We start from the raw sequence: 26,595 nt of genomic DNA on the forward strand, positions 1-26,595 counted from the left end.
CAATATGGACCCGACGGTCGTCGATCTCTCACGATTGCAGTTCGCGCTGACCGCGCTCTACCATTTCCTGTTCGTGCCGCTGACGCTCGGCATGTCGTTCATGCTGGTCATCATGGAATCGGTCTATGTGATGACCGGCCGCGAGATATGGCGCACCACCGTCCGCTTCTGGGGCAAGGTGTTCGGCATCAATTTCGTGCTGGGCGTCGCCACCGGCCTCACCATGGAGTTCCAGTTCGGCACCAACTGGTCCTACTTCTCGCATTATGTGGGCGACATCTTCGGGGCGCCACTGGCCATTGAGGGGCTGATGGCCTTCTTCCTCGAAGCGACGTTCGTCGGGCTGATGTTCTTCGGCTGGGATCGCCTGTCGAGGCTGGGCCACCTGATCGTCACCTTCATGGTCGCGCTCGGCACCAACCTGTCGGCGCTGTGGATCCTGATCGCCAACGGCTGGATGCAGAACCCCACCGGCGCGAGCTTCAATCCCGATACGATGCGCATGGAGGTGACCGATTTCGGCGCCGTGCTGTTCAACCCGATCGCGCAGGCGAAGTTCGTCCACACCGTCAGCGCCGGCTATGTCTGCGCGTCGGTTCTGGTGCTCGGCGTTTCGGCCTTCTGGCTGCTGCGCGGGCGCTTCACCGAGGTCGCGAAGCGATCGATGACGGTGGCGGCGGCGTTCGGCCTCGCGTCCTCGCTGTCGGTCGTCGTGCTGGGCGACGAGAGCGGCTATGCGCTCACCGACAACCAGAAGATGAAGCTCGCCGCGATCGAGGCTGCCTGGCACACGGCGCCGGCCCCCGCCGGGCTGACGCTTGTCGGCATCCCCGACGTCCATGCGCGGGAGACGCGCTACAAGGTCGAGATTCCCTACGTGCTGGGCCTGATCGCCACCCGCAGCCTCGACAGACAGGTGACGGGCATGTCCGAGCTGGTGCTGAAGGCGCAGGAGAGGATCACCTCGGGCGTGATCGCCTACGATGCGGTGCAGAAGCTCAAGGCTAACCCGAACGACCTCGCCGCGCGGCAGGTGTTCGAGCTGCACAAGCGCGATCTGGGCTATGCCCTGCTGCTGAAGCGCCATGTCGACGATCCGCGCAAGGCCAGCCCGCAGCTGATCGCCGATACGGCGTGGGACGTGGTGCCCGACGTGCCCTTCATGTTCTGGTCGTTTCGTACCATGGCGGCGATCGGCTTCGCGATGATCGCGCTGTTCGCCACCGCCTTCGCATTATGTTCGCTGAGGATCCACACCCGCACCCGCTGGTTCCTGCGGCTGGCGGTGTGGGCAATCCCGCTGCCGTGGATCGCGATCGAGCTGGGCTGGGCGCTGGCCGAGATCGGCCGCCAGCCCTGGGCGATCGACGGCGTGCTGCCGACCTTCCTCGCATCCTCCTCGCTCACCCCGGTCGCGCTGATCACCACGATCGTCGGCTTCACCCTGCTCTACGGAACGCTCGCCGTGATCGAGGTGCGGCTGATCCTGAAGACGATCGCGCACGGCCCGGTCGAGGATGATCTGGCGCCTCTCGCCGATCCGATCCCCGCAACCTCCATCACCGCCTGAAAGGAGGCATGACGATGTTCGACTATGAAATCCTGCGCCTGATCTGGTGGGCGCTGCTGGGCGTCCTGCTGATCGGCTTTGCGCTCACCGACGGTTTCGATCTCGGCACCGCGGCGCTGCTGCCCTTCGTGGCGAAGACCGATGCCGAGCGTCGCATGGTCATAAACTCGGTCGGCCCGACGTGGGAGGGCAACCAGGTCTGGTTCATCCTTGGCGGAGGGGCGATCTTCGCGGCCTGGCCGTTCGTCTATGCCGTCAGCTTCTCGGGCTTCTACCTCGCCATGTTCCTGGTGCTGGCGTCGCTGATCCTGCGGCCCGTCGGGTTCAAGTACCGATCCAAGAGGCCCGGCCCGAAATGGCGGAGCCGGTGGGACTGGGCATTGTTCGTCGGCGGCTTCGTGCCCGCGCTGGTGTTCGGCGTGGCGGTGGGCAACGTGCTGCAGGGTGCGCCCTTCCGCCTCGATAGCGATCTGCGGGCCTTCTACGAGGGCGCCTTCCTCGGCCTGTTCACGCCCTTCACGCTGCTGGCCGGCCTGCTTTCCGTCGCGATGCTGGTGCTGCACGGATCGGCCTGGGTGGCGCTGAAGGTGGAGCATGGCCCGGTTCATGCCCGCGCCCGTCGCTTCGGCGCGGTCGCCGGCATCGCCTCGATCCTGCTCTTCGCGCTGGGGGGCGTGATGGCGGCGAAGCTCGGCTTCCGGATCGAGGGTGTCGCCGATCCCTTCGGCCCGTCCAATCCGCTGCGCACCACCAGTGTCGCGTCGCCGGGCGCGTGGTTCGCCAATTACGGTCTGCATCCGTGGATGCTGATCGCCCCGGTGCTGGGTTTCGGCGGCGCGCTGCTCGCCTTGCTTGGCATCCAGACGCGCAGCGAGTGGGCGGCGTTCGGCGGCTCCTCGCTGTCGGCGACGGGGATCATCGCGACGGTCGGCCTGTCGATGTTCCCCTACATCCTGCCGTCGAGCATCGATCCCCATTCGAGCCTGACGGCCTGGAACGCATCATCCAGCGAGAAGACGCTCGGCATCATGTTGTTCGTCACCTGCGTCTTCCTGCCGATCGTGCTGGCCTACACGGCCTGGGTGTTCCGGGTGATGCGCGGCCGGGTGACCACCCGGCTCGTCACCACCCATCCGGATTTCTACTGATAGGAGGCATTTTTCCATGTGGTATTTCACCTGGGTCCTGGGGCTCGGTCTGGCGGTCGGCTTCGGCGTTCTGAACGGCATGTGGCATGAATTCCACCTGCCCGAAGGAGAGCCGGAGGCGCGCGGGGAATAGGCCGCCCCATCGTGAAAGGACGAAGCCGTCGCGGGATGCCGTGGCGGCTTCGGCGCGTAAACGGGGGTCGTGACGATGGAATGCGGGCAGGTTTGCGAAGGCTGCGCGGTGCGCGACGTGGCGCTGTGCGGCAGCCTCGACGACAGCGGGCTGGCCGATCTCAACCGGATCGGCCGCAGGCGCCGGGTCGGATGCGGCGAGACGATCGCCTGGGCGGGGGAGGAGAGCCGCAGCTGCGCCAACATCCTCTCCGGCCTGTTCAAGCTCTCCGCCTCCACCGCCGACGGGCGGGAGCAGACCGTCGGCCTGCTCTATCCGGCCGATTTCGTGGGGCGGCCCTATGCCCCGCGCACCGACTACAACGTGACGGCGCTCAGCGAGGCGGAGATCTGCGTCTTCCCACGCCCCGCCTTCGAGGAAACGCTGGAGCGGCACAACGAGCTGGAGCGCGAGCTGCTCCGCCGGACGCTGACGACGCTGGACGAGGCGCGGGGGCGGCAGCTGATGCTGGCGCGCCAGTCCGCCGAGGAGCGGATCGCGCGCTTCCTGCTCGACATGGCGAAGAAGATGGGCGGTGCGCGGCCAACGCCGGGCGGCCCGCAGACGTTCGACCTGCCGCTGTCGCGCGGCGCGATCGCCGACGTGCTCGGCCTCACCATCGAGACGGTGAGCCGCCAGATGACCAGACTAAAGGCGGCCGGCATCATCGCGCTGCCCGGCGGGCGGGCGGTCACGATCCTGCGGCGCGCGGATTTGCAGGGGCTGGCGGCGGAGACCTGAGCGTCAGGCGGCGCAGCGGCGCGTCAGGCTCGCCACGAGCAGCACGCGCGCCGGCGCGGTGAGGCGATCGCCGGCGAGATCGAGGATCGCCAGTTCCTCGAACGCCATCGCCTGCCGGCATGACTGGAAGAAGCAGCGCAGCATGTAACCGAGCGTGTTCGCCGTGGTCGGCATCGCGCCGGGATCGAGGGCGGTCGCCAGATCCTGCCCCTGGACGATGCAGGCGGCGCGGCCAGTCTCGATTTGATGCACGATGGCGCTGGCCACCCCGCCATCCGCCGTCTGATCGAACAGGCGGCGGCAGAGATGCCGCTCCCGCGCGTCATGCGCCGGCAGGAAATGCAGCAGATCGTCGCGCAGGCGGCCGGCGGCCTCCATGCCGGGAAGCGTGGGGAGCGCATCCGCCAGCGCCTCCAGATCGTCGCACAGGCGCGAGAGACCGGCATGATCGGCCACCATGGCGACCAGATCGATCTCGTCGATCATGTGCCAGTTGCCGGGGAACAGACTGCCCATGCCGGCCTCTCCTGTCGTCAGAAGCGCATGCCGATGCCGATGCCCGGCACCAGCGGATCGAGATGCACGCGCTCGCGATTGACGAGGCTGCCCGTGGTGAGCCGCGCGGTGGTGTCGATGTCGATATATTTGAGGTCGAGGTTGACGAACACGCGCGGCGTGATGTCCACATCGACGCCCGCCTGCAGCGCATAGCCCACGCTGTCGTTGAGGCCGAGCTTCGTCCTGCCGATCGCGCTCTGCAGCGCGCCGCTCGCCTTCTCCGAATAGAAGATCGAATAGTTGATGCCGGCGCCGACATACGGCCGGACATGGCCGTCGGGCAGGAAGTGATATTGCAGCGTCAGCGTCGGCGGCAGCACCCAGGTGTGGCCGGCCTTGCCAAGCCCGTCGAGCGCGCCGCGCCCCTGGATGTCGTGCTTGGTAGTGGCGAGGATCAGCTCGGCGCCGACATGTTTCGTCGCCATGTAGGTAAAATCCAACTCCGGCGCGTAGGCGTTGGTGATGGCGGTGTGCGCCGTCGGGAAGGTCGGCGCGATCGGCCCGGTACGCTCTGTCGGCGTCACCCGGATGGCGCGCAGCCGCACGATCCAGTGCTGATAGTCGTCGGCCGCCTGCGCCCGTGCCGGGGCCGCCGCCGCGCCCGCCAGCATCGCCGTGCCCAGCAGCAGCATCTTGATCCGCATCGTCAGTCTCCTCAGTCAGAACCGAGGCGGGGCTAGGCCGGCGGGCGCGGCGCGACATTGACGCGGCGCAAAGACGGATCGTGTCGTCGGGGGCAGGTTCGGCGCATGACGGCCTATATCCCCGAACTCTACGAGCGACCGGTGCCGCGCTACACCAGCTACCCGACCGCGGTGGAATTTCACGACGGCATCGGGGCATCGGATCAGGCGGCGGCGCTGGCGGGCGTGCCGGCGGATATGCCGGTCTCGCTCTATGTCCACATCCCTTATTGCCGGGAGATTTGCTGGTATTGCGGCTGTAACACCGGCGCGATCGGGCGGGGCGAGCGGCTCGGCCGCTATGTCGCGGCGCTCCGGGCCGAGATCGAGACGGTCGCGCGGCTTATGCGGGGGCGGGTGGTGTCGATCCATTTCGGCGGCGGCAGCCCCAATGCGCTGCCCGCCGACATGCTGGTGGCGCTGATCGGGCAGCTTCGGACATGCTTTGCGACCGTCGAGCGGCCGGAGATCGCGGTGGAGCTCGACCCCCGTCTCGCCGATGCGGGCTATGCGCGCGCCTTGGCGGCAGCGGGCGTGACGCGCGCGAGCCTCGGCGTGCAATGTTTCGCGCCGCACGTGCAGGCGCGGATCAACCGCATCCAGCCCCCGGATATGGTGGAGCGCGTGGTGCGAGAGCTGCGCGAGGCCGGCGTCCCCGCGATCAACTTCGATCTGCTCCATGGTCTGCCCGCACAGACCATCGATGATGTCGCCGATACGATCGCGCGGACGCTGACGATGCGGCCGGATCGGATCGCCCTGTTCGGCTACGCCCATCATCCCCGCCTGCTGCCCCGCCAGCGGATGATCGATGCGAGTGCTTTGCCGCGCGGGGCGGACCGTTTCAGGCAGGCTAGCGGAGCGCACGACCTGCTGGTGGCGGCCGGCTATCGGGCGATCGGCTTCGATCATTTCGCGCTGCCGGCGGATGCGCTGGCTCGCGCCGGTCAGGCGGGCAGGCTGAGGCGCAATTTTCAGGGCTTCACCGATGAGCCGGGCGAGGCGGTGATCGGCCTCGGCGCCTCCGCGATCAGCCAGTTTCCGGGCCTGCTCGCGCAGAACGAGAAGCATATTGGGCGGTATCGCGCGGTCGCGCTGTCCGGCTGTCTCGCGACCGCGCGCGGTGTCGCGCGCGATGCGGAAGACCGGATGACGGCCGAGGCGATCGAGCGGTTGCTGTGCAACCGGCGCGTCGATCTCGCCGCTGTCGCCGGTCGCCATGGGCACGATCCGCAGGTCTTCCGGCCAGCGCTCGACAGGCTCGGCCAACTCGGCGTGCGGCATCTGGTCACGATCGACGGGGACATGCTGACGATCCCGCCCGGTGCGGCGCCCTATATGCGGATCGTCGCGTCGGCGTTCGATCGCTATCGCTAGAGCGATTTCAAAGCCGATGGGATCATCGGCTGACTCGGAAATCGCGGCAAAACAAATCCTAGACGAGCATCGCCGCCGCCATCCGGCCGAAGGCGGCGAGCATCGACGCGCGCAGTTCGGCATCCTCGATGTGCAGGGCGAGCGACCGCTCCATCGCCGCGATCCATTGCGCGGCGGGTACCCTGCCGAAGCCCATGGCGCGGTGCCGGCTCATGATGCAGCCGCGCGGATCGGGCGGCAGGGGCGGCCCGCCCAGCCACGCCGACAACCATGTCGCGAAGGCGGCGCGGACGCCCTGCATGTCGGCATGGAGCGCGCGCAGCTCGGCGAAGCGCGGCTCCGCCTCGATGCGATCGTAGAAATCGTCGGAAAGGGCGCGGACGACCTCGATCCCGCCGATCCGCTGGAACGGCGTCACGACCGGCCGCCTTCGCGCAGGCGCTGGCGGCGGGAGGAAGGCGCCCGGCTGCCCAGCTGGAACACGCGTGGGTAGCGTCGCGCCATGGCCTCGTCATAGCCGAGGTTGAAGACGGTGGAGCTTTTCCGTGGACGTTCCGGGCGGCGGTAATAGGTGCCGAACAGCTTGTCCCACGCGAAGTTGGTGATGCCGAAATTGCCGTCCTCGTCATGGAAATGATGTTCCATGTGGCGGGCCTTCATGGCGGCGAGGGCCGGGTGGCGCGGCTTGTACCCGAGATGCTGGATGCAGTGGCAGAATTCGTAGAAGCAGGTCATCGCCAGCCCCGTTGCGAAGCCCAGCAACGCGCCGCTTGGACCGCCGATCAGCCAGCCCGGCAGCGCCGAGACCAGCAGGATGGTGGGGAGCGTCGTGCGCAACGCGCCGAGCAGCACCTCCAGATGATCGGGGTCCATATGGTGGTCGTAATGGATGCGCTTCCAGACACCGGCGAGCGCAGGCACCTTGAACATCCATCGCGCATGGAGAACCCAGCGATGCAGCCCGTACCAGACGAGCGGATAGGCCAGGATGACAAGGCTGACCGTCGCCCACGATCGCGGGGCGTCCATCGGGTCCATCGCGAACAGGATCAGCGATGCGACGAACAGCAACAGATAGGCCTGGATCGCATAATGGCCGAAGAAGGCATGGACGAGTTCCCGCAGCCCCATCCGGCCGAGATGATGCTGCTTGCGCCACAGCGCGCGTCCCGTACGGGCCGCGGATCGTTTCAGGGTCATGGGGCTGCCTTCCGCGCAGTCGATGGTGGTTTGGCTTTACGGCGCGCGCGGGCGGAGAGTTTTGACCGGGGTCAAAGCGGAACGGGTCGCCGCGTCTGCATCGGGCGGGGATGCACGACGCGATCATCATCGGGGCGGGGCCGGTCGGCCTTGCGCTCGCCGCCAGTCTGGAGAGCCGGGGATGTTCGGTCGCGCTGGTCGAGCGGCAGGAGCCGGATCGGCTTGCGCGCCCCGCCTTCGACGGACGGGAGATCGCGCTGACCCGCACTTCGCGGGCAATCCTCACCGAGCTGGGGGCGTGGGAGAGGCTGCCGCCCGACGAGATATTCCCGCTTCGTGCCGCGCGCGTCCTGAATGGTCATGGCCGGCGTGCGATGGCATTGTCGCCGGCCGACGGGCGCGGCTCGCTGGGCGATCTCGTGCCGAATTTTCGTATCCGCACCGCCTTGTTCGATGTCGTGCGCGAGCGGCCGGGGATCGAACTTTCGACCGGAGAGGAGGTGCGCGGGGCGCGGGATGAGGGGCGGGATGGCGTCGTCGTGGACCTCGCCTCCAGCCGCTCGATGCGGGGCAGGGCGTTGATCGCGGCCGACTCCCGCCTGTCGATGCTGCGCGGCCTCTTCGGGATCGGCGCCGAGATTCGCCATCTGTCCAAGACGATGCTCGTCTTCCGCGTTTTTCATGACCGGCCGCATGACCGGATCGCGACCGAGTGGTTCGCGCATGGGCTGACCATCGCCACATTGCCGCTCGGGCCGGGGCAGTCCTCGATCGTGCTGACCGTCACGCCTGCGGAAGCGGCACGATTGATGCGGATCGACGATGCGGACCTGTCCGCCTACGTCTGCCGCCATCTTGCCGGGCGACTGGGTGCGGTCCGTATCGCGAGTTCCCGACACGCCTATCCGCTGGTCGTCACCTGCGCCGATCGGTTCGCGGCGGGGCGCGTGGCGCTGGCGGGGGATGCCGCGATCGGCATGCATCCCGTGACCGCCCACGGGTTCAACTTCGGACTGATGGGGCAGCGACGGCTCGCCGAAGAGCTTTCGCGGGCGCTACATGACGAAACCGACGTCGCGCGCGCGCTTGGGCGCTATGCGATCGGGCATCGCCGCGAAACGCGCCCGCTGTATCTCGCGACCAATGCGATCACGCGGCTGTTCACGCGCGAAAGCCCGGCAGGCCATATGCTGCGTCAGGCCGTCATCTCGGCCGGCACGCGCCTCGCGCCGGTGCGGTCAGGGCTGGTCGACCTGCTCGGATAGTCTGGCGCCTCTCCAGGCCAATATCCGGTATGCGGCCGGCCGTGGCGCTAGTCGGTGGAAAGCCACGCATCGCTGCATACGAGAATGAGTTGCCGTCTGGCCGCCGGCTGATGGAGGTAGGATTCGACGATCACCCGATCCTCCATTGTCAAACGCCGGAGGATTTCCGACACGCTCCGATACAAGCCGGATCTGGCCAGCTCAAAAGCCCGATCGATCGCTGGATTCCCTGTCATGGCATCGACCTAGCCCAGGCGGCGGCGCAAGGGAATCTGGATCGCCGATCTCGCCTCGTCCCGTCCCCTCCCACGTCGGGATCGGCGTATCGAACCGCTCCCGAGAGCGACCTCGATGTCCGCCCCTGATGCCGCGAACGCGCGCCGGCCTGGCGATCCCGGCGCACGATCAGAAGGCGAAGGCGCCGCCGAACCGAACGCTGCGTGGCCGAAGCGGGGTGACCTGATCGCCCGTCGCGACACCGAACGGATCGCCGAATGAAAAGATGTTGCCGCGCGTACCGAGCAGATTGCTGACATCGATTGAAATGGTGAATCGCCCGATGGGAATGCTGACACCCAGGGCGGTATCCGCATAGCCTCCCTGCTTGAGATCCAGCGCGGCGCCCACGCCCAGGCGGGAATGCCCGACATAGTTGATCGAGGCGGTCAGGTCGAAAGGCTGGCGTAAGATCGTGCCGTGCCAGGCAAGCCCGGCTCTTGCGGTCAGATCGGCAATGTTTGGCAGCGTCGCGTCCTTCTCGCCCGCAAAGGCTGCCGCCGGTTTGGAGAGATTGCTGTCGTTGAGGAAAAGCGCGCCATCGATGCTGAGCGAGCGGAACGGCCTCCAGCTCGACAGAATTTCCAGACCGACCACGCGCCCCGATCCGATGTTCGTCGTGAAGGGAAGCCCGTTGGTATCGACGAGATCGGCCTGAATATCTTCCCAATGCGCATAGGATAGAGAGGCCGACGCCATGAATTTCGATTCCGGATCGCCCAGCCGGACGCCCGCTTCCCATGTCGCGACGCTGTCGGCCTCGAAACGCTGCACGCTACTGGCCTGCACGGCGAGGCCGCCCGGCCGATATCCCTCCTGATACCGCACGAAAAGCGACAGCTTCGGCCTGAGCTTCCACAACAGCCCTCCTGAGGGGAGTATGGACACGTCGTGGCGATGATCGTCACCGGTGCCGGAATCGAGCACTCCGCCCGTCTGTCGTGTGAAACCGATGCGCCCGCCACCCGTCGCGAAAAGCCGTGGCAACAAACGCACCGTCGCTTCGCCGAACAGGGACGCTTCCTCCACCGTGTTGGAGGTGCCGGTGAGGCTGGCGTCCGCGCCAACCGGACCCAGCGTCCGGCGAAGCTTGTCGGAACTGCGCAACAGTTCGACTCCGGCCACCCAGCCGCCGCCATTGCTCGCGCTGTGGGCCAACCGCGTCTCGTTGCTGAATACGCTGATCCCGTGATCTTCCTGATAGCGTGTCGGTTCCGCGGCGGAGGGGCTGGCGTCGTAGGTGGAGCCGACATCATGGGAGATGACCGACGTCGCCGAGGTGAGGGTGGTGCTGCCCATCGTGTGGCGCACGACGAGGCTGCCGAGCGCGTAATCATTGTCGAAGGGTTGAGCGATGACGCTCGATCTTTCGTAAGGAGGGAATCCCCGCAGCCCATATTGGCCGTCGCGACTGTCGATGAACTGCAGCACGCCGCCCGCATCGATCGTCCAGTCCGACGCGGGCGCGAACCGGAGGGTCGCGCGGCCGCCGCGTGTCGTCGTACGATTGATGGCGCGAAGATCGCGACCCGGATCGTTGATATAGCCGCCATCGATCGAGCCATACGCAACCATCCGGAGCGCGAGGCGATCGGTCACCAGTGGAGCGTTGATGAGAAGATCGCCGTCGACGCCCGGAGCACCGTGCGCGGTTGCGGTGCCCCCTGCCGCGATGGCACCTGACCATCGATCGAGCACCGGAGCATTCGGCTCGAGGCGGATCACCCCGCCGAGCGACCCGGCGCCATAGAGCGTGCCCTGCGGACCTTCCAGCACTTCGACGCTCTTGACGTCGTAGAGCGCGAGGTCCGGATCCGGTGCGCTGTAGGTGAGCCTGACGTCGCCGAGATACTGGCCGACCGTCGCCTGCGTCGGGCCGTTGAAGCTCGAATCCGCTATGCCGCGGATGAAGAGCTTGTTGCGGCCGGGTCCGAGGTGCGTGGACGTCAGGACCGGGACGCGGTCGACCAGCGCCTCCGAGCCATGGATCAGCGTGCCGGGGCGGATGGTGGCGACATCGACGTCCGAGATGCTGCCTGGATAGTCATCCAGCGGCGCGGAACGCTTGCTCCCGCTGACGATGATCTCTGCAGGCTGCTCTGCGCCCATCGAAGGCCGGGCGGGAACCGGGCGGCCACCCGGCCGGCGCGCCGGAACAGGCTTGCGAACGATCCGGAAGGTCTGGCTGTCGACCTGCACGAATGTCGCGACCGTCCCGTTCGTCATCCGCGCGAGCGCCTCGGCGACGGTCAGACGACCCCTTACGGGCCGGGTGACAACGGCGCCGAGCGATGCGTCGGAAATGCCGATCGTGGCGTTTGCCGACGTGCCGAGCGAAACGACGGCGGATCGTAACGGCTGGGCCGGGATATCGATCGCCAATCCGGTTCCGGCTTTGGCGCTTTCCGCAGGCGCCATCGCCAGGCCGACGGCCAGAGCAAAACGCCTCACTTGTCGAGCGGAGTCATCTGCCAGCCGTTGCCCACATGGCGAATGCGAACGTCGATGACCGACGCGATGCGGCGGAACATCCTGTCCCGATCGCCATCGATCATGAGTACGCCGCTGAACCGCCGGTCCTTGATCGTCGCGTCCGCCATCACCGGACTCCCGATCGATCGCGACAGGTCCGCCGCGATCTCTCCGAGGGTCGCATCGCGATAGGAAAGCCGTCCCTGCCGCCAGCTGCCGACGGCAGCGGGATCGATCTGTCTGATCGTGGCACCAGCCGTATCGAGCGCGATCTGCTGTCCCCCTTCGAGGCGCACGGCGGCTCCCTTCGGATCGTACATCACCGCCCCCTCGCGCACGGCGACACGCACGCCGCCCGCATCGCGTACCATATCGAAGCTCGTTCCGACATCCTGGAAGACACCGTCGCCGGCCCGCACCGCAAACGGGTGGGCTGCGTCGTGGACGACGTGGAAGAAAGCCTCGCCGCTGACCAGCGTCGCGATCCGCGGATCGGCATGATCGAGTTCGAGGATGCTGCCGCCGTTCAGGGCGATCGTCGTGCCGTCCGCCAGCGCGATGTCGCGCGGGGTGCCCGGTGTCGTTTCGATGCGATAGGGCTGCGCGCCGCCGTGCATCAGCGCGGGCACCGCCAGCACGGCTGCGAAACCCGCTGCGATCGCGCCGCCGATCCCCAATCCCCAACGCGAGGCGCGTCGCTGGCCCGCAACAGGGCTGTTGTCGTTGATCGCGTCCCTGACGGCCGGCAGTTCATGCTTCGGCATCCGGGCCGGGCCGAGGCCCGCGCAGGCATCCTCGATCACGATCAGGGCGGTGTCGAATGCGTCCGTATTGCGGGGATCCGCTTCCAGCCAGGCGATATGCGCGTCCCAATCGGCGAACGTCGGATCGTGGATCCGACGCGCCCAATCGAGCGCCTCTTCCTGGCGCGTTGGGTCAGCGCCGGTCATCTTTAACCTCCCGAACCCTGACGTCCGCCTCGTTTTTCATGAGGTCGGCCTGAGCGGCGGCAACCGCTCGATAGGCTTTCTGCAGGTGCTTCTCGATGGCGCTCAGCGTCACCCCGAACTCCGCCGCGATATCACGCTGGGCTATTCCTTCGACGCGATGCCGACGGAAAATATGCTCCGTCTTGGGCCCCAGCCCGGCCAGCACGGCTTCGATCCGCTGCAAGGCCTCGCGCGCGAGGAGGACATGTTCGGCGCCCGGCGTCTCGTCGGTGTCGTCGATCACCTCCTGATAATTCTCTTCCCGCAGACGGCGGCGTACCGCCCCCCGCCGCCGGTCGAGCATCAGATTGTGCGCCATGCGATAGAGATAGGCGAGCGAGTCGTCCGCTTCGATGGATCCTGCGGCAGACAGCTTCATCCAGAGATCCTGAAGCAGATCGTCCGCTTCGTCGCCCGCACCGCGTGCGCGGAAATAGCGCAGTAACGCGGGCCGATGCGCCATGAACGCTTCGTCGAGCGTCCCTGCCATCCTGATCCTCCGCGCGTTGCCAGCCTCTGCCGACAGATAGGCGCGCGAGCCCGCAGGGGTAAAGATGGTCACTATGGTTCGAGCCATCAGAAAGAGGCCCTGGGGATCTGGCTTATCCGCGTATCGGGGCGGTTCGTGCCGGGCGCGCGTGCTTCGCCCCGCGCCTGCCGTCGGCAGATGTCGCCGTAGTGAACCGGCGGCAGCGCCCACGAAGGAAGCCCCGCAATTGCCGGACCGCTCCAGAAAAGCCCGAGAGAACATGCCATCCTGATCCATTGAATTCTGCACATGGTCGTTCCCCCCGACCCTCGGCCCATGCCGCTTCCGTGCATTTCAGACGTCACGCATCGCGGTGATCCGCACATCCCCGATAGCGAAGCCGGGAATCGGGTCGCCCGTTCCGGCCAAAAGATTTTGGCAGAACCCGTTGCGGGATTGTCGCGCGCGCGGCGTCCCGATCACGGCAAGGGGTGCGAACTGTGTATGAGAATGCGGGAGTTCGCCATCGCGCTGTCGATGGCCGTGATATTGCTGACCCTGCTCGCGATCATCGGCAATATTCTCGCCGCGACCCTCGGTTGAGGGTTGCCTGGCGTATGCTGTTGCAGTTGTGGTGGACGGGCTTCACTGACCGGGGTTATCCTCTCGATCTCGAAATCGAAAAGGCTTCAGCGGCGCCCGTAAGGCTTTTCACCAGCCTGTACCTCGGGTGATCGCAACGTTGCTGGCGCAGGCAACCGCGAATGCGTAGCCGTCCGCGATCCATCCGCCGAAGAGCGCCAGGCCATGGCCGCCACGGAGAATTCGGGCGTCTTCGCCAATCGTCACGTCGAAGCTGTCCAGTGGATAGGACAGTCCAAGGCCCAGAGCCTTTACGAAGGCCTCCTTCCGGGTCCAGCACCGGAAGAAGCTCCGCAATCCGTTTGGCGCGGACAGCAAGGCCTGCTGTTCGATGGGTGTGAAGAAACGCCCCGCGATCGGCTGCCAATCGAGATCGGGAACGATCCTTTCGATGTCGCAGCCAACTTCCTGGCTTCCGACCGCGACGAGCATTCGTTCACCCGAATGCGACGCGCTGAAATGGCAGGGGTGCCCCGGCAGGCGGGGTTTCCCGTGCGACCCGGCCTCGAACCGCAGGCGTGCGGGGGGGGCGCCGATCCGTTCACCGAGGATTTCGCGCAGGCGCGCGCGGCGAACGATGAAGCGTCGACGATCACGTTCAAAACGGAATTGGCCTGCCCGCTGCCGTTCCCCACCATCGATCAGCGCGGCCAGTCGTGCGATCTCCTCCTCGCCGGGATCGAGCGTTATGGTGTGGAGCGTGATCTCGGCCATGCCGTCAGGCAGAGGCGGAGCGGCGCGCCGGTTCGCGCCGGTGCTCCAGCACCGGCCGCAACGCATCCGCGAGGATATCGACGAAAGGGGGTTCCAGCATCGTGCGATGCCCGCCCGGAATGGTGAGGGCCTGGAAATCTCCGGTCACATCCGCGCGCCAATCCTCGAAGAAATCGAGTACGTCGGGATGCTCGGCCGGCTGGAACAGCATCACGTTGCCACCATAAGGACGCGGCGTGTAGCGGAGCGCGGCCTGATCCAGCTTCGATCGCAACATGGGTTGGAGCACCGCCTCGCGCCCGCCGGCCAGCGCCGCCGCATCGGACATGCCCTGGAGCCGCGCGCAGAAATAGCGCCAGCGACGACCCTTGGGCTGCTGAAGCGACGTGCCGATATGGAAGCGCAATTTGCTGAGGAAGAAGCGCACCGCGCCGATGCTGCGCGCTTTCACCGGGTGGAAGGCGTGGATCAGCATCAGCCGTTCGACATGCTCGCCCTCGTCGCGCAGACGCGAGGCGACGGCGAAGGCCAGGATACCGGACGTGCACCAGCCGCCGATCCGATAGGGACCATCGGGTTGCGCATCCCGCATCGCGGCGACCATCAGGCGGGCGGCGTCCTCCAGATCAGGCGGGCAGCCGCCTGCGGCCTCCAGCACCACATCCACCGACACGCCGAAGAACGGCTGATCCGTCCCCAGCCGTTCGGCCAGGGGGCGGAAGGTGGAGCCTCCGTCGAGCCACAGGATCGGCGTTGCGGTGCCGCGCGGCTGGATGGGAGCGATGACCGGAGATTCCCGATCCTGCCCGGCGGCGACCAGCTCGGCCATCTCGAACAGGCGCGAGGCGCGGAACAGCGATGCCATCGGCAGGCGGATGCCATGATCCGCCTCGATCCGGCGGAGCAGGCGCGCGACCAGCAGCGAATGGCCGCCGAGATCGAAGAAATCGTCGTCGCGCGACACCGTTTCGACCTTCAGCACCGTGCGCCAGATCGCCGCCAGCGCCTCCTCTTCGGACGTCGCCGGCGGCGCGCCCTTGCTTCCGGTAGCGGCGCCGGGTTCGGGCAGCGCGCCGCGATCGACCTTGCCGTTGGGGGTGAGCGGCAGCGTGTCCAGAACCACGAAGCGCGTCGGAATCATGTAATCGGGCAGGGTCGCGGCCAGCGCCTCGCGCCATGCGTCCACCGTGCCTTCGCCGACGACATAGCCCGCCAGTCCGCGCTCGCCGGATGGATCGGGCCAGGCGCGCACGGCGGCGCCGGCGATGCCCGGCAGCGCCGCGAGCGCGCCTTCGACCTCCTCGATCGCGACACGGAAGCCCCGGATCTTCTCCTCGTGATCGACCCGGCCGAGACATTCGAGCTGTCCGTCCGATCGCCAGCGTGCGAGGTCGCCGGTGCGGTAGAGGCGCTCGCCGCCATGATCGACGAAACGCTGTTCCGTCAGGTCCGGCCGGCCGCGATAGCCGTGGGCGACACCCCGCCCGCCGATCAGCAGTTCGCCGATCGCGCCCGAAGGCAGATCGTTGCCTTGGGCGTCGAGGATACGGATCTGCGTGTTGGCGATCGGCCGGCCGATCGGGATCGCGCCGTCCGCCTCGATGCGGGCGAGGGTGGACCAGATCGTCGTCTCGGTCGGCCCGTACATGTTCCAGACCTGCCCTGCGCGGGCGAGCAGCTGGTCGGCCAGAGCGCGAGGCAGCGCCTCGCCGCCGCACAGGACCCGCAGGGCCGGATCCCCCCGCCAGCCGGCCTCGATCAGCCCGCGCCAGGTGGCGGGCGTCGCCTGCAGGACGGCGGGGCGCACCTCGGCGATCAGATCGGCGAGTGCGGTCATGTCGATCGCGGTGTCGCGCGAGGCCAGCGCGATCGTGCCGCCCGAGACGAGCGGCAGCCACAGTTCCAGCGCGGCGATGTCGAAGGAGAGGGTGGTGATCGCCAGCAAGGTCTCGCCGCGCGCGAAGCCGGGCCGCTCCTGCATCGCCATCAGCAGGTTGGCGAGCGCGGCGTGCGGGATCTCGACACCCTTGGGCCGGCCGGTCGAACCCGACGTGTAAAGGACGTAGGCCAGCGCCTCGCCGTCGTGCGCGAGCGGTGCGAAGGATGCGTCGGGCCAGCCGCGATCGAGGCGAAGCCGCCGCGCCGCGTCCGCCGGGATCGCGCCCTCGGTGCCGGCCTCGACCAGCACCAGCGCCGGTGCCGCGTCGCCAGCGATCATCGCGAGGCGGGCGGGCGGAAAGCCGGGATCAAGCGGCAGATAGGCGGCGCCCGCCTTCAGCACGCCGAGCATCGCCGCGACCATCCACGGCGAGCGGTTGAGCGACAGGCCGACGAGATCGCCGGTTGCGACACCCTCTGTCGCCAGCCGCGCGGCGATCGTGTCGGAGCGGCGGGCAAGATCGGCGTAGTTCCATGCCTCGCCGTCCTGCCGGATCGCGATCGCTTCGGGCATCTCGGCCACGCGCTCGGCGAACCAGTCGACGACGTTGCCGTGAGGGAGTGCCTGCGCCGTATCGTTGCGATCGGAAACGAGCGCCTGCCGTTCGCTCTCGGACAGCATCGGCAACCGGCCGAGCGGCGTGGCGGGATCGGCGGCGACGCCCTCCAGCAACGTCGTCCAGTGTCCGATCATCCGTCGGATCGTGGCGGGATCGTACAGCTCGCTCGAATAGAGGAACCGGCCGGCCATGCCGCCGGGCCGCTCGTCCAGTTCCAGGTAGAGATCGTATTTCGCCGCGCCGACGACGACGTCCATCTGGGTGAGATCCCACCCTGCGGGGAAGGGATCGACCGGCGGCTCGATCGAGAAGAGCGTGTTGAACAAGGGGTGCGTGCCGGTGCCGCGCTTGATGTCGAGCGCGCGGACGAGCCGATCGAAGGGGATGTCGCGGGCGCCGAGCGCGCCGATCACGCTGGCCTTCACCTGCGTCAGATAGTCCCGGAATGGGGTCGCGCCTTGCGGCTGGCTGCGCAGCGCCATCGTGTTGAGGAAATAGCCCATCAGCGGCTGCAATTCCTGCCGCTGGCGCGTGTCCGTCACGCCGCCGACGATGATGTCGGTGTCGCCGGTATAGCGGAACAGCATCACCTTGTAGGCGGCGAGCAGCACCATGTAGAGCGTGGCGTTGCCGGCCCGTGCGATGCCCTTCAGCGCATCGACCAGCGGTTCGGAAAGCTCGAACACCTCCATCGATCCGGCGTGGGTGGGCAGCGCCGGGCGCGGCCGGTCTCCCGCGACCTCCAGCCGAGGCAGGGGCTGGACGAGCGCATCGCGCCAATAGGCCAGCTGACGACCATAAGCCTGCTCATCGCTCACCCGCTGCTGCCAGGCGGCATAATCGGCATATTGCAGCGCCGGCTCGGCGAGCGGGGAGGGCCGCCCCGCCTCGAACGCCGCGACCAGCGCCGCCAGTTCGGGCATCAGCGTGCGATATATCGAGACGCCGTCGAAGATGATGTGGTGGAGCGTGAGGTAGAGGCGATGCTCTTCCTCGCCCAGTTTCACCACGCGGGTACGGAACAGCGGCGCGGTGTCGAGCGGGATCGGCGCGCGCGCATCCTCGGTGGCGAGACGGCGCGCTTCGGTATCGCGTTCTGCTTCGGGCAGGTGGCTGATGTCGATCAACGGCAAGGCGATGGCGAGGTCCGGCGCGATCCGGTGGACCAGCTCGCCGTCCTGCTCGACGAACGCGGTGCGCCAGATGGCATGGCGCCGCACGATCTCGGTTAGTGCCCGCTCCAGCGCCGCATGATCGTAGCGGCCGAGCCGATGAATCGTGATCGACTCGTTGTAGAGCGGCATGTCCGGCGCCATCTGCGCGTGCAGCCAGAGCTGGCTCTGCTCGGCGGTCAGGTGCACCGGAACGCTCGGATCGCGCGGGCCGATGACCGGCGCCACGGCGGCGGGCGCCAGCTCGCCGCGCAGCATCCGCTGCATCAGCTGACGGCGAAGCTCGGCGGGATCGACCTCAGTCATGGAAGGTCACCGGCAGCTTGGTCAGCCCGCGCAGGCCGAGATTGGCGCGCCAGCCGAGCCTGCCCTCGCCGAGCGCGAGGTTGGGCAGGCGCTTGAGCAACGCGGCGAAGGCGATCCGCCCCTCCATCCGCGCAAGCGGCGCGCCGAAGCAGAAATGCGCCGCCCAGCCGAAGGCGAGATGGCGATTGTCCTGCCGCTCCAGATCGAGCCGGTCCGGATCGGCGAAGCGATCGGGATCGCGATTGCCCGCCGCCATCACCGCCATCACCGCCGCGCCCTTGGGGATCAGGGTGCCGCCGATCACCGTGTCGCGCGGGCAGATGCGCCCGGTATGCTGGCTTGGCGTCTCGTAGCGGAGCAGCTCCTCGATCGCGGTGCCGGCGATCTCCGGCCGGTCGCGCATCTGGGCGAGGCGGTCGGGCTGGCGCAGCAGGGTGAGCAGGCCGTTGCCGATCAGGTTGGTGGTGGTCTCCTGGCCGCCGACCATCGTGACGATGACGTTGGCGATCACCTCCTCTTCGGAAAGACGCGCGCCATCCACCTCGGCCTCGACAAGCGACCGGATCAGCCCGTCGCCGAGCTTTCGCCGCTCCTCGCGGATGGCGCTGCGGAAATAGGCGGCCATCTCCGCGACGCTCTTCAACACCTGCTTGATGCGCTCGGGATTGTGCTGGAAGTTGCCGAGCATCTCGGCGAAATCGGCCGACCAGGCCTTGAGCTGGGCATGGTCTTCCGCCGGTACGCCGAGCAGGTGGGCGGTGACGATCGCCGGGAAGGGTGCGGCGAAATCGCCGATGACATCCATCGATCCACTGGCGATGACCTTGTCGATCAGATCGTCGGCGATGGTCTCGATCCGCTCTTCCAGCAGTTCGATCCGGCGCGGCGTGAAGGCGGTCGAGCAGAGCTTGCGCAGGTGGGTATGGGCCGGCGCGTCCATGAACAGCATCTGCCTGACCATCACCGCCGCGATCGGCTCGATCTCGCCCAGACCGAGCGCGCGCATGTGATCGGGCGAGGGGGTGCGATCCGCCGAGAAGGTCTGCAGCACGGTCAGCACATCGGCATAGCGGGTGACGACCCAGCTGTGCAGATACGGATCCCAATAGACCGGTGCCTCGGTACGAAGGCGCGCGTAGAAGGGATAGGGATCGGCCAGCACCTCCGGATCGAGCAGGCGGAACAGGCTGAGCGACGGGTCGGACGCGGGCCGGCTGGCCATCAGAGCGCCGCCATCCGCTGGATGTCCTCCGCGCTCATGCTGTCCAGTTTTTCGATGATCAGGCGCTCGACCGTCTCGGCGAGGGTTTCGACGGTCCGGCCCTCGAACAGGTGGAAGAGGCTCAACTCCACCCCGAAGGCGTCGCGGGCGCGGACCACCACCTGCGTCCCGAGCAGCGAGTGGCCGCCAAGCAGGAAGAAATCCTCATCGACACCGATATCGGTACGCTCGATGACGCTGCAGACGATCTCCAGCAGCCGCGCCTCGGTGGGAGTGGAGGGCGCGCGGCCCCCAATTGTCTCGGCCATGGCATGGGCGATGGGATCGGGCAGCGCCGTGCGATCCAGCTTGCCGCTGGAATTGAGCGGCAGAGTGGCGAGGCGGACGAAGCGGCCCGGCACCATATAGTCCGGCAGGACATTCGTCAGGTCGGCGCGAAGATCGCGCGCGGTCGGCTCCTGGCCTTCCGCCGGCACCACATAGGCGACGAGCTCGCCCTTGTGCGTGACGACCATGCTGGCCGACACGGCTTCGAGGCGGTTGAGGGCGGCGACGATTTCGGCGGGTTCGATACGGTGGCCGCGCACCTTGATCTGCTGATCTGCGCGGCCCCGAAAGGCGAGTTCACCGTCGGCGAGCCAGGCACCCAGATCGCCGGTGAGGTAGAGCCGCCCGAGCGTCGCATGATCGACGAACCGCGCTGCGGTCAGCGCCGGATCGCCGCGGTAGCCGCGCGCGACCTGCGCGCCGCCGATGGCGATCTCGCCTTCCTTGGCCTCGTTACCGTCGGCGTCCAGCAGGTGGATGCGCGTGCCGGCGATGGGGTGGCCGATGGAGGGGATAGCGTCGCCCTTCGACGCAACCACGCCGGAGGTGGCGACGACGGTGCTTTCGGTCGGGCCGTAATTGTTGATGAACGCGAACGGCTGACCGGGCAGCGGCCGGACCGTCAGCCTGTCGGCGCCGGTCAGCAGGACGCGCAGCGCCGCATCTGCGGGCCACGGCGAGCGCGCCATCGGCTCCGCGAGTGCTGTGGGAGCGAAGGCGACCTCGATCCGCTTCGCCACCAGCCAGTCGCGAAGTGCGGTCGCATCGGCGCGAGTCGCGTCATCGGCCAGTGCGAGAATGCCACCCGAGGCCAGGGTGGGCCAGACCTCCCACGCGGCAGCGTCGAACCCGAGTCCGGCAAGGTGGCTCGTTCGCGTGGCTTCACCCACCGAGAATGCGTTGCGATGCCAGTCGATCAATGCGGCGAGGTTGCCGTGCGTAACCTCCACCGCCTTGGGTTTGCCGGTCGATCCCGAGGTGAAGATGACATAGGCGAGATCGTCCGCCGAACGTGCCGTCGGGATGATGTCGACGCCGGGCGCCGCATCGCCCGGCTGGATGAGCGGCACGGCGCCGGCGATCCGGTGACCGAGGGGCGCGTGCGCGATCAGGGCCGAACAGCGCGCGTCCTCGATCAGCGAGGCGAGCCGTGCGGCGGGCCAGGCAGGGTCGAGTGGAAGATAGGCGGCCCCGGCCCACCAGCAGCCGAGCAGTGCCGCGATCTGATCGGCGGATCGCGGAAGGCAGACGGCGACCACACTGCCCGGCATGGCGTGAAGGGCGTGGAGGTGACCGGCGATCGTGTAGGCCCGATCGTGGAGCTCGCCATAGCTTACATGCGTCTTGGCCGCCTCGATCGCGATGGCATGGGGGGCGTGGGTCGCCATATCCCTTATGGCGTCCGATGCTGACGCGAACAAAGGGTATGTCCCCGAGTAAATGTTCATGCCCACCTCCATTCCCCCCGGAGGATGTCCATTTAACGAAGTAACAGATGCCGTTCCAATTTATCGATAAAGTTAATGTGCCGATCTGATCCAGCACTCCACCGATTCCGGCTTGAGTCCTGCCGTTGTCGTTCCCGGCGATGCAGGCGCAGGCGCGCGTAACACCGGGATCAGCCGCATCGCGGGCATGGCAGGCGATTTCGCGCGAGCTTCATGTGCCCCGCGCGTTCAGGACGGAATGCAGATCCTCCGCCGGAGCCAGGCGAGCTCCGCCCGATCGTCGAGACGGACCGACCCATCGGGTCGGGCGATCACGCCCAGGCGCGAGAAGAGCGTCGGGAGGTCGGTACCGACGCGACGGTGCGCGAAGGCTTCGTAAAGCCCCGCCAGAATGTCCACGCCGGTGGCGGCATCGCCCGCTGCCATCAACTGCTCGGGTGTCCAGGTCGCGGCGTTGCCGCCGCTCGCGCGGTTCATTCCGCGCATCGCGTCACGAAGCATCTTCCTGCCGGACGTCCTCAGCGCGATCTCGACCTCGGCGCGTAGCCAGAAGGTCGCACCGCCCCAATAGAGGCGGTTATGCGCGCGGGTGCCATCCATTCCTCCATCGCCCGGTCGAGGCTCGCCGCCGGGCATGCCGGCGACAGCCTGCCGCCAGACATCCTCCTCGGTCAGTTGGCCAGCCTGCGCCCGAGCGACGGGTTCCACGTAGGTGGCATTGCCCTCCTGCAGCCAGAGGGCGCGGCGCGGAAGATCGGGCAGCGCGGTGTGGACCATTTCGTGCACCAGCACCCAGTCGTTCGCGAAGGCCGTCGCATCGGCGTGCGTGCCAACCCGGATCCTCGTCGCGGGACCGGCATAGCCGAAGGTCGTGGCGTGGCCGACCGTTTCGCCCGGTTCGGCGATGACCAGCAATCGGTAGCGATCGACGGGATATCGGCCGAAATAGGCGATCATCGCGCGACCCGCCAACCGGATCCAGTCGACCACGAGCCTCCGATCGATGCCAGAAGCGCCGTCCGCGAACGTCACGTCGATCGTGCCTCCGACCATCGGCAAGGTGATGTGGGGCTGGCGAAACAGCGCCGCGTACATCGCGTCCGGCTCGTCATAGGCGTCGCTGGCCTCGGCGCCTGCGCGCGCCATCGCCTCGCCCAGACCCAGCGTGGCGCCCATGGCGAGCAGAACCGTGCGACGGTCGGGCACTCATGCGCTCCTATCGGTGAGCCGGGGGCGACACCGAAGCCACGAGGCCATCCTGAAACCACCGGCCGAGCAGGGTGCCGGCGATCGAAGGACCATTTTCCTCGCCGTGCTGCCCGACAAGGCGCGCGCAGAGTGCGCCAAACGACAGGCCCCCCCTCATGAGGCGCAGCGCCTCGTCCTCGTCGCGCTCCAGCGTCCGGAAGGCGGGCGCAAGCTCGCTGCGCCAGACGGCGATGCTGGCCGGTCCGAAGAGTAGCTGCGCTGCCGGTGGCTGCCGGGCGACGGTGATCGCGGACCAGATCGAGGCCGCGTTGGTCGAAACATCGATCAAATCGAGCGTGGGGACGAACCGCAGCGTCGCCGTGTCCCAATCGGCGTCCGACAGTGTCGCCGGATCGAGCGGATCGGCATCCGCGCCGATAAACGCGACGCCCAGGGCCAGTTCGAGCCTTGCCAGATCCGCAACCTCGGGATCGGCCGGATAGCGCGAGGCGAGAGTCGCTGGAAAGTCGAGGGCGTAGGCGTCGAGGGTCCAGCTGTGTGGTGGCAGCCGATCGATGTGCGTGGCGGCCGCAGCGTCGAAAGCCTCGTCGCCGAGCCAGGCGTGCGTCACCGTGAAACTCTCCCTGAGGCAGGCCATGAGCGACGAGCGATAGTTGTTGAGATAGACGGAGAGACCCGGCGCATCGCCGGTTTCCAGACGAGACCCGGCCTCCTGGCACTCTTCGGTCAACCAGTCGCGGAAGTCGCGCTGCAGGGCGAGCAGGTTCACGCCACCTGCCTCATGAATTTGGCATCGATCGAGCGCGCGATACCGAGTTCTTCGATCAGGTCGTCGAGGGGGGGGATGTCGTCGTCACGCTCGATCATCGTGGCGACCGGGCCGATGTGGGCCAAGGCCGTTTCATAGAGCGTCCAGACGGAGGGCGGCACCGGCTTGTCGTGGGTGTCGATCAGGAGGTGGCGTCCCCGGCTGTGGCCGGCGAGATGAACCTGGCGGACGCGCCTGGCCGGGATTCCGGCCAGATAGGCCTGCGGATCGAAGCCGTGGTTCGTGGCGCTGACGAAGATGTTGTTGATGTCCAGCAGCAGGTCGCAGCCGGTCCGTGCGCACATCTCGTCGAGGAATGCCCACTCTGTCATGTCGCCGTCGAATACGAGGTAGCTCGACGGGTTCTCGAAGAGCATCGCGCGGCCGAGCGCCTCCTGCGCCCGGTCGATGTTCGCGCAGACGATCCCGAGCGCTTCCTCGGTATAGGGCAGCGGCAGCAGATCGTGCGCGTTGAACCCCTCGATGCGCGACCAGCTCAGATGATCGGAGACGAACATCGGCTCGATCTCGTCGGCAAGGCCTCGCAGACGACGCAGATAGTCCAGGTCGAGACCGTCAGCCGAGCCGATCGACATCGATACGCCGTGTAGGGCGATCGGATGGCGCTCGCGCACGCGACGCAGCACGTCGCGGGGTTTGCCGCCATCGACCATGAAATTCTCCGAGATGACCTCGACGAAGTCGACCGGGACAGGCACCTCGCCCTCGAGGAAGTCGGCATAATGCGGCTTGCGCAGGCCGAGGCCGAAAAGCGGGGGGCGGGGCATGGCGGGCTCCAGCAGAAAAACAGCCCGACCACCTTTCGGTCGCCGGGCCGAGGGGATCACTTGCTTACTTGCTCTCGGTCAGGCTGCCGCCAGCCGCCTTGCAGGCTTTCGAGCTCTCGAGCTTGAAGCCCTGGCCCTTGCAGTCGTTCTGGCCCTTGCAGTCATGGGTGCCCGACTTGCAGTCCGATGTGCCCTTGCAGCTGTTGACGCCGTAGCAATGGACCTGGCTGGCGCCCTTGGCCATCGCGGGGCTGGACAGGCTGGCGCCGGTGATGGCGATCAGCGCGGCGGCGGCGATGCTGACAGCGGATTTCGAGGGGGGCATGAAGAGCTCCTGGGAGGGGTTCTGCCGGATCGGCCCCTTCCCTACGGCCCCTCCCCCAAGGTGGTTACATCACCGTCCCGGATAGGCTTGCCCACATGCGGGCTGGCGAGTTCCGCCGGAAGGGTACGCCGACTTCCGCGCTCTCCGGCGATGCGGCGAACTGTCTGTAACGGGGGGTGGCCAAGCTGCGTAAGCTCCACCGTGCCCCGCACTGCCCTTCGAGATTCATCACGGGCGAGGGAGCGCGGCCGATCGGCATGGACGAATGGCTCCAGGCCGATGCTCGAACCGGGAGAAAGCCGATGTCCGTTCCGCGGGGAATCCGAAATCTGGGCGGGGCGGCTGTCGCCTGCCTGGCCCTCACGGGGGCGCAACCCGTTGTCGCGGTCGATCAGCGCGGCCCGGTGGTGGTCGAACTCTATCAAAGTCAGGGGTGCTCGGATTGCCCTCCGGCGCAGGAATATCTGAACAGGCTGGCCGATCGACCGGGTGTGCTCGCCCTCTCCTTCGCGGTCACCTACTGGGATCAGCTCGGCTGGAAAGACAGCTTCGCATCGCCGCGGTTCACGCAGCGGCAGCGTGATTATGCCGCCCATAACGGCGGAGCCGGCGTGGCCACCCCGCAATTCTGGATCAACGGACGCGAGACGATACTGGGCGCGAACATCCCTCGGGTGGAGACCGCGATCGCCAAGGCGGCTCTCGCCGGTCCCAGGATTGCCGCAGCCGGCAATCACGTGACCATCGCGGCCGGCCACGCGCCGGCTGCGGCTGACGTCTGGGTTGTGCGCTACGATCCGCGCACGATAGCGGTGGCGATATCCGCCGGCGAGAATGGCGGGCGGACCATCCCCCATCGCGACATCGTGCGCGAACTGGTGCAGATCGGTCACTGGAATGGGGCGGCGGAAATGCTCACGCTGCCTCAACCGGTGACGGGCGGCCTGGCGACGGCGATCCTGCTGCAGGACGGCAAGGGCGGGCGCATTATCGCGGCAGCGCTGGCGCGCTAGCTGACGAGATGGAAGAGATCCGGCTACCTGAGCCGATGGTGACGGCGATGCGTCTTGCCCGTGCGGGCTTGATTATCCGCAGAAAATAAATGGTGCCGCTTACAGGACTCGAACCTGTGACCCCCGCATTACGAATGCGATGAACATGGGGGAAAAGCGCCTATTGTCGCGCGGAGGCAAGGGCGATTCGGCGGAACGGGAAATGAACATCGGGCAATCCGCGATACCAGCGCGATACCAAGATGCACTTTGAAGAGCTGTCGATCGCCTGCGTCGGCGCGCGCTTCGACAACCCGCGCCGCAAGGGCCAGCCCACCGGCTCCCGCGAAATGGAGATCATGTTCGCGGCGCGTGGCGACCGCGTCGAGCTTCGCCCCGAGCCCGAGAACAAGCACGATCAGAACGCGATCGCGGTCTACTCGAAGGAGGGCGTGCAGATGGGCTACGTCTCCGCCGATCGCACGGTGATCATTCACCGCGCCTGGCACGACACGCGGGATGTCCATGCGCTATTCCAGCAGCGCACACCGTGGGGAGCGTGGATCAGGATAGGGATCGATCATGAACCGACCCTACCTCCGGAAGCAGAGCAGGCGCCGACCCTGCGGCCGACGCCCGACTTCTGGCCCGACGACGATCCCGGTTTCGACGGCGTGGATTTCATACCGTCAGACGAATAGGGCGCCGGCTACGGCCCTTCAGCGCGGCCACCCAGTGGAGTTATCCGAGCTGCCGTAACTCGACCTCTGGCGGCTCTGCGCCGAGTAGGGATCGACGGTTCCCTCCCGTCCCGTATAGGGGTTCACGTTCGGGCGGCTGCTCCAGTTGTCGAAAGCATTGCCGTTCGGGTTGGTCTGCATATGCGGCGCGACATAGGTGCCATCGCTACGCGTATAGCCGCGAACCTCATGCGCATACTGCGCGAACGCAGGAGTAGCTGCCAGCACCAGGCCGACAGCAAGCATCTTGATTTTCATGGTCCATCCCCTGTTGAGCCGCACGAGTCGGCGGACCTCAATATCACAGGGTAAGGATCAGCGGCCAGCCGCCGGACAGGTGAACGGCAGCACCATGCCGTGATCGGACGCCCACCGGCACATCGCAGCGACCTGCCCCCATCCGCGCTTGCCCCACGCCTCGACTTCGCTGCCATAGGCGGCCGATGCGTGATCATCGGTGATCGCCGCGTCCGGCATCACCGGC

General features: G+C 67.2%; 26 protein-coding genes and 1 tRNA gene. 9 read left to right on the top strand and 18 right to left on the bottom strand.

What is annotated here, in order from left to right:
• Nucleotides 1-4: 4 nt before the first annotated feature.
• From QGN17_RS16975 to QGN17_RS16990, 4 genes are all read left to right on the top strand, one after another.
• On the top strand, nucleotides 5-1,570 hold the full coding sequence (locus QGN17_RS16975; protein WP_281045794.1) for a cytochrome ubiquinol oxidase subunit I: 1,566 nt from the start codon (nucleotides 5-7) through the stop codon (nucleotides 1,568-1,570).
• A gap of 14 nt (nucleotides 1,571-1,584) precedes the next feature.
• A complete protein-coding gene (cydB, locus tag QGN17_RS16980) occupies nucleotides 1,585-2,718 on the top strand; it encodes a cytochrome d ubiquinol oxidase subunit II (protein WP_390902714.1) in 1,134 nt (377 codons plus the stop codon).
• Nucleotides 2,719-2,734: 16 nt separating this feature from the next.
• A complete protein-coding gene (cydX, locus tag QGN17_RS16985; protein ID WP_281045796.1) occupies nucleotides 2,735-2,851 on the top strand; it encodes a cytochrome bd-I oxidase subunit CydX in 117 nt (38 codons plus the stop codon).
• 75 nt (nucleotides 2,852-2,926) lie between these two features.
• Nucleotides 2,927-3,631 (top strand): Crp/Fnr family transcriptional regulator, encoded by a 705-nt coding sequence (locus tag QGN17_RS16990; protein WP_281046043.1) that lies wholly within the window; start codon nucleotides 2,927-2,929, stop codon nucleotides 3,629-3,631.
• 3 nt (nucleotides 3,632-3,634) lie between these two features.
• On the opposite strand, the gene QGN17_RS16995 is transcribed toward QGN17_RS16990, so the two are convergent.
• Nucleotides 3,635-4,147: a hypothetical protein gene (locus QGN17_RS16995; RefSeq protein WP_281045797.1), complete on the bottom strand. Its 513-nt coding sequence runs from the start codon at nucleotides 4,145-4,147 to the stop codon at nucleotides 3,635-3,637.
• A gap of 17 nt (nucleotides 4,148-4,164) precedes the next feature.
• Entirely contained in the window at nucleotides 4,165-4,833 is a 669-nt protein-coding gene (locus QGN17_RS17000) for an OmpW/AlkL family protein (RefSeq protein ID WP_281045798.1), read from the bottom strand.
• Between the two features lie 105 nt (nucleotides 4,834-4,938).
• Between QGN17_RS17000 and hemN the strand changes: the two genes are divergently transcribed.
• A complete protein-coding gene (hemN, locus tag QGN17_RS17005; RefSeq protein ID WP_281045799.1) occupies nucleotides 4,939-6,249 on the top strand; it encodes an oxygen-independent coproporphyrinogen III oxidase in 1,311 nt (436 codons plus the stop codon).
• A gap of 58 nt (nucleotides 6,250-6,307) precedes the next feature.
• On the opposite strand, the gene QGN17_RS17010 is transcribed toward hemN, so the two are convergent.
• Together QGN17_RS17010 and QGN17_RS17015 are read right to left on the bottom strand one after the other, a co-directional pair.
• On the bottom strand, nucleotides 6,308-6,667 hold the full coding sequence (locus QGN17_RS17010; protein WP_281045800.1) for a globin domain-containing protein: 360 nt from the start codon (nucleotides 6,665-6,667) through the stop codon (nucleotides 6,308-6,310).
• Nucleotides 6,664-7,449 carry a sterol desaturase family protein gene (locus QGN17_RS17015; protein ID WP_281045801.1) on the bottom strand — a complete coding sequence of 262 codons (786 nt, stop codon included), beginning with the start codon at nucleotides 7,447-7,449 and terminating at the stop codon, nucleotides 6,664-6,666. Before QGN17_RS17015 ends, QGN17_RS17010 begins: the two co-directional genes overlap by 4 nt.
• 110 nt (nucleotides 7,450-7,559) lie before the next feature.
• On the opposite strand from QGN17_RS17015, the gene ubiM reads away from it, so the two are divergent.
• Complete coding sequence (gene ubiM / locus QGN17_RS17020; RefSeq protein WP_281045802.1) at nucleotides 7,560-8,714, top strand: 5-demethoxyubiquinol-8 5-hydroxylase UbiM; 1,155 nt, start codon at nucleotides 7,560-7,562, stop codon at nucleotides 8,712-8,714.
• A 405-nt stretch (nucleotides 8,715-9,119) separates the two neighbouring features.
• On the opposite strand, the gene QGN17_RS17025 is transcribed toward ubiM, so the two are convergent.
• From QGN17_RS17025 to QGN17_RS17035, 3 genes are all read right to left on the bottom strand, one after another.
• A complete protein-coding gene (locus tag QGN17_RS17025; RefSeq protein ID WP_281045803.1) occupies nucleotides 9,120-11,372 on the bottom strand; it encodes a TonB-dependent receptor in 2,253 nt (750 codons plus the stop codon).
• A 65-nt stretch (nucleotides 11,373-11,437) separates the two neighbouring features.
• Nucleotides 11,438-12,412, bottom strand: a complete 975-nt coding sequence (locus tag QGN17_RS17030; protein WP_281045804.1) for a FecR family protein — start codon at nucleotides 12,410-12,412, stop codon at nucleotides 11,438-11,440.
• On the bottom strand, nucleotides 12,399-12,941 hold the full coding sequence (locus QGN17_RS17035) for an RNA polymerase sigma factor (protein ID WP_281045805.1): 543 nt from the start codon (nucleotides 12,939-12,941) through the stop codon (nucleotides 12,399-12,401). Before QGN17_RS17035 ends, QGN17_RS17030 begins: the two co-directional genes overlap by 14 nt.
• A 315-nt stretch (nucleotides 12,942-13,256) precedes the next feature.
• Between QGN17_RS17035 and QGN17_RS17040 the strand changes: the two genes are divergently transcribed.
• A complete protein-coding gene (locus tag QGN17_RS17040) occupies nucleotides 13,257-13,523 on the top strand; it encodes a hypothetical protein (RefSeq protein ID WP_281045806.1) in 267 nt (88 codons plus the stop codon).
• Nucleotides 13,524-13,631: 108 nt separating this feature from the next.
• On the opposite strand, the gene QGN17_RS17045 is transcribed toward QGN17_RS17040, so the two are convergent.
• From QGN17_RS17045 to bufA2, 8 genes are all read right to left on the bottom strand, one after another.
• Nucleotides 13,632-14,276, bottom strand: coding sequence for a 4'-phosphopantetheinyl transferase family protein (locus QGN17_RS17045; protein WP_281045807.1), 645 nt, complete (start codon nucleotides 14,274-14,276; stop codon nucleotides 13,632-13,634).
• Between the two features lie 4 nt (nucleotides 14,277-14,280).
• Entirely contained in the window at nucleotides 14,281-18,252 is a 3,972-nt protein-coding gene (locus tag QGN17_RS17050; RefSeq protein ID WP_281045808.1) for a non-ribosomal peptide synthetase, read from the bottom strand.
• Complete coding sequence (locus QGN17_RS17055; protein ID WP_281045809.1) at nucleotides 18,245-19,474, bottom strand: cytochrome P450; 1,230 nt, start codon at nucleotides 19,472-19,474, stop codon at nucleotides 18,245-18,247. The genes QGN17_RS17050 and QGN17_RS17055 overlap by 8 nt, the downstream gene beginning before the upstream one ends.
• The gene (locus QGN17_RS17060; protein ID WP_281045810.1) at nucleotides 19,474-21,189 is read right to left on the bottom strand and encodes a non-ribosomal peptide synthetase; all 1,716 of its coding nucleotides are present in this window, start codon (nucleotides 21,187-21,189) and stop codon (nucleotides 19,474-19,476) included. The genes QGN17_RS17055 and QGN17_RS17060 overlap by 1 nt, the downstream gene beginning before the upstream one ends.
• 288 nt (nucleotides 21,190-21,477) lie before the next feature.
• Nucleotides 21,478-22,455 carry a hypothetical protein gene (locus tag QGN17_RS17065; protein ID WP_281045811.1) on the bottom strand — a complete coding sequence of 326 codons (978 nt, stop codon included), beginning with the start codon at nucleotides 22,453-22,455 and terminating at the stop codon, nucleotides 21,478-21,480.
• Between the two features lie 10 nt (nucleotides 22,456-22,465).
• Nucleotides 22,466-23,227 carry an HvfC/BufC N-terminal domain-containing protein gene (locus tag QGN17_RS17070; protein ID WP_281045812.1) on the bottom strand — a complete coding sequence of 254 codons (762 nt, stop codon included), beginning with the start codon at nucleotides 23,225-23,227 and terminating at the stop codon, nucleotides 22,466-22,468.
• Nucleotides 23,224-24,054, bottom strand: a complete 831-nt coding sequence (bufB, locus tag QGN17_RS17075) for an MNIO family bufferin maturase (protein WP_281045813.1) — start codon at nucleotides 24,052-24,054, stop codon at nucleotides 23,224-23,226. Before bufB ends, QGN17_RS17070 begins: the two co-directional genes overlap by 4 nt.
• A gap of 64 nt (nucleotides 24,055-24,118) precedes the next feature.
• Complete coding sequence (gene bufA2 / locus QGN17_RS17080) at nucleotides 24,119-24,379, bottom strand: BufA2 family periplasmic bufferin-type metallophore (RefSeq protein WP_281045815.1); 261 nt, start codon at nucleotides 24,377-24,379, stop codon at nucleotides 24,119-24,121.
• 257 nt (nucleotides 24,380-24,636) lie between these two features.
• On the opposite strand from bufA2, the gene QGN17_RS17085 reads away from it, so the two are divergent.
• A complete protein-coding gene (locus QGN17_RS17085; RefSeq protein ID WP_281045816.1) occupies nucleotides 24,637-25,392 on the top strand; it encodes a DUF1223 domain-containing protein in 756 nt (251 codons plus the stop codon).
• Nucleotides 25,393-25,482: 90 nt separating this feature from the next.
• Here QGN17_RS17085 and QGN17_RS17090 read toward each other — a convergent pair.
• Nucleotides 25,483-25,553 (bottom strand) — tRNA-Ser (locus QGN17_RS17090).
• An 81-nt stretch (nucleotides 25,554-25,634) separates the two neighbouring features.
• Here QGN17_RS17090 and QGN17_RS17095 point away from each other — a divergent pair.
• A complete protein-coding gene (locus tag QGN17_RS17095) occupies nucleotides 25,635-26,072 on the top strand; it encodes an HIRAN domain-containing protein (protein WP_281045817.1) in 438 nt (145 codons plus the stop codon).
• 18 nt (nucleotides 26,073-26,090) lie between these two features.
• Here QGN17_RS17095 and QGN17_RS17100 read toward each other — a convergent pair whose 3' ends face one another.
• Together QGN17_RS17100 and QGN17_RS17105 are read right to left on the bottom strand one after the other, a co-directional pair.
• A complete protein-coding gene (locus tag QGN17_RS17100) occupies nucleotides 26,091-26,369 on the bottom strand; it encodes a hypothetical protein (protein ID WP_281045818.1) in 279 nt (92 codons plus the stop codon).
• Between the two features lie 57 nt (nucleotides 26,370-26,426).
• Nucleotides 26,427-26,588 (bottom strand): hypothetical protein, encoded by a 162-nt coding sequence (locus QGN17_RS17105; RefSeq protein ID WP_281045819.1) that lies wholly within the window; start codon nucleotides 26,586-26,588, stop codon nucleotides 26,427-26,429.
• Nucleotides 26,589-26,595 lie beyond the last annotated feature (7 nt).

The sequence above is a fragment of the Sphingomonas oryzagri genome, assembly GCF_029906645.1.
GTDB classification, from domain to species: Bacteria; Pseudomonadota; Alphaproteobacteria; order Sphingomonadales; family Sphingomonadaceae; genus Solisphingomonas; species Solisphingomonas oryzagri.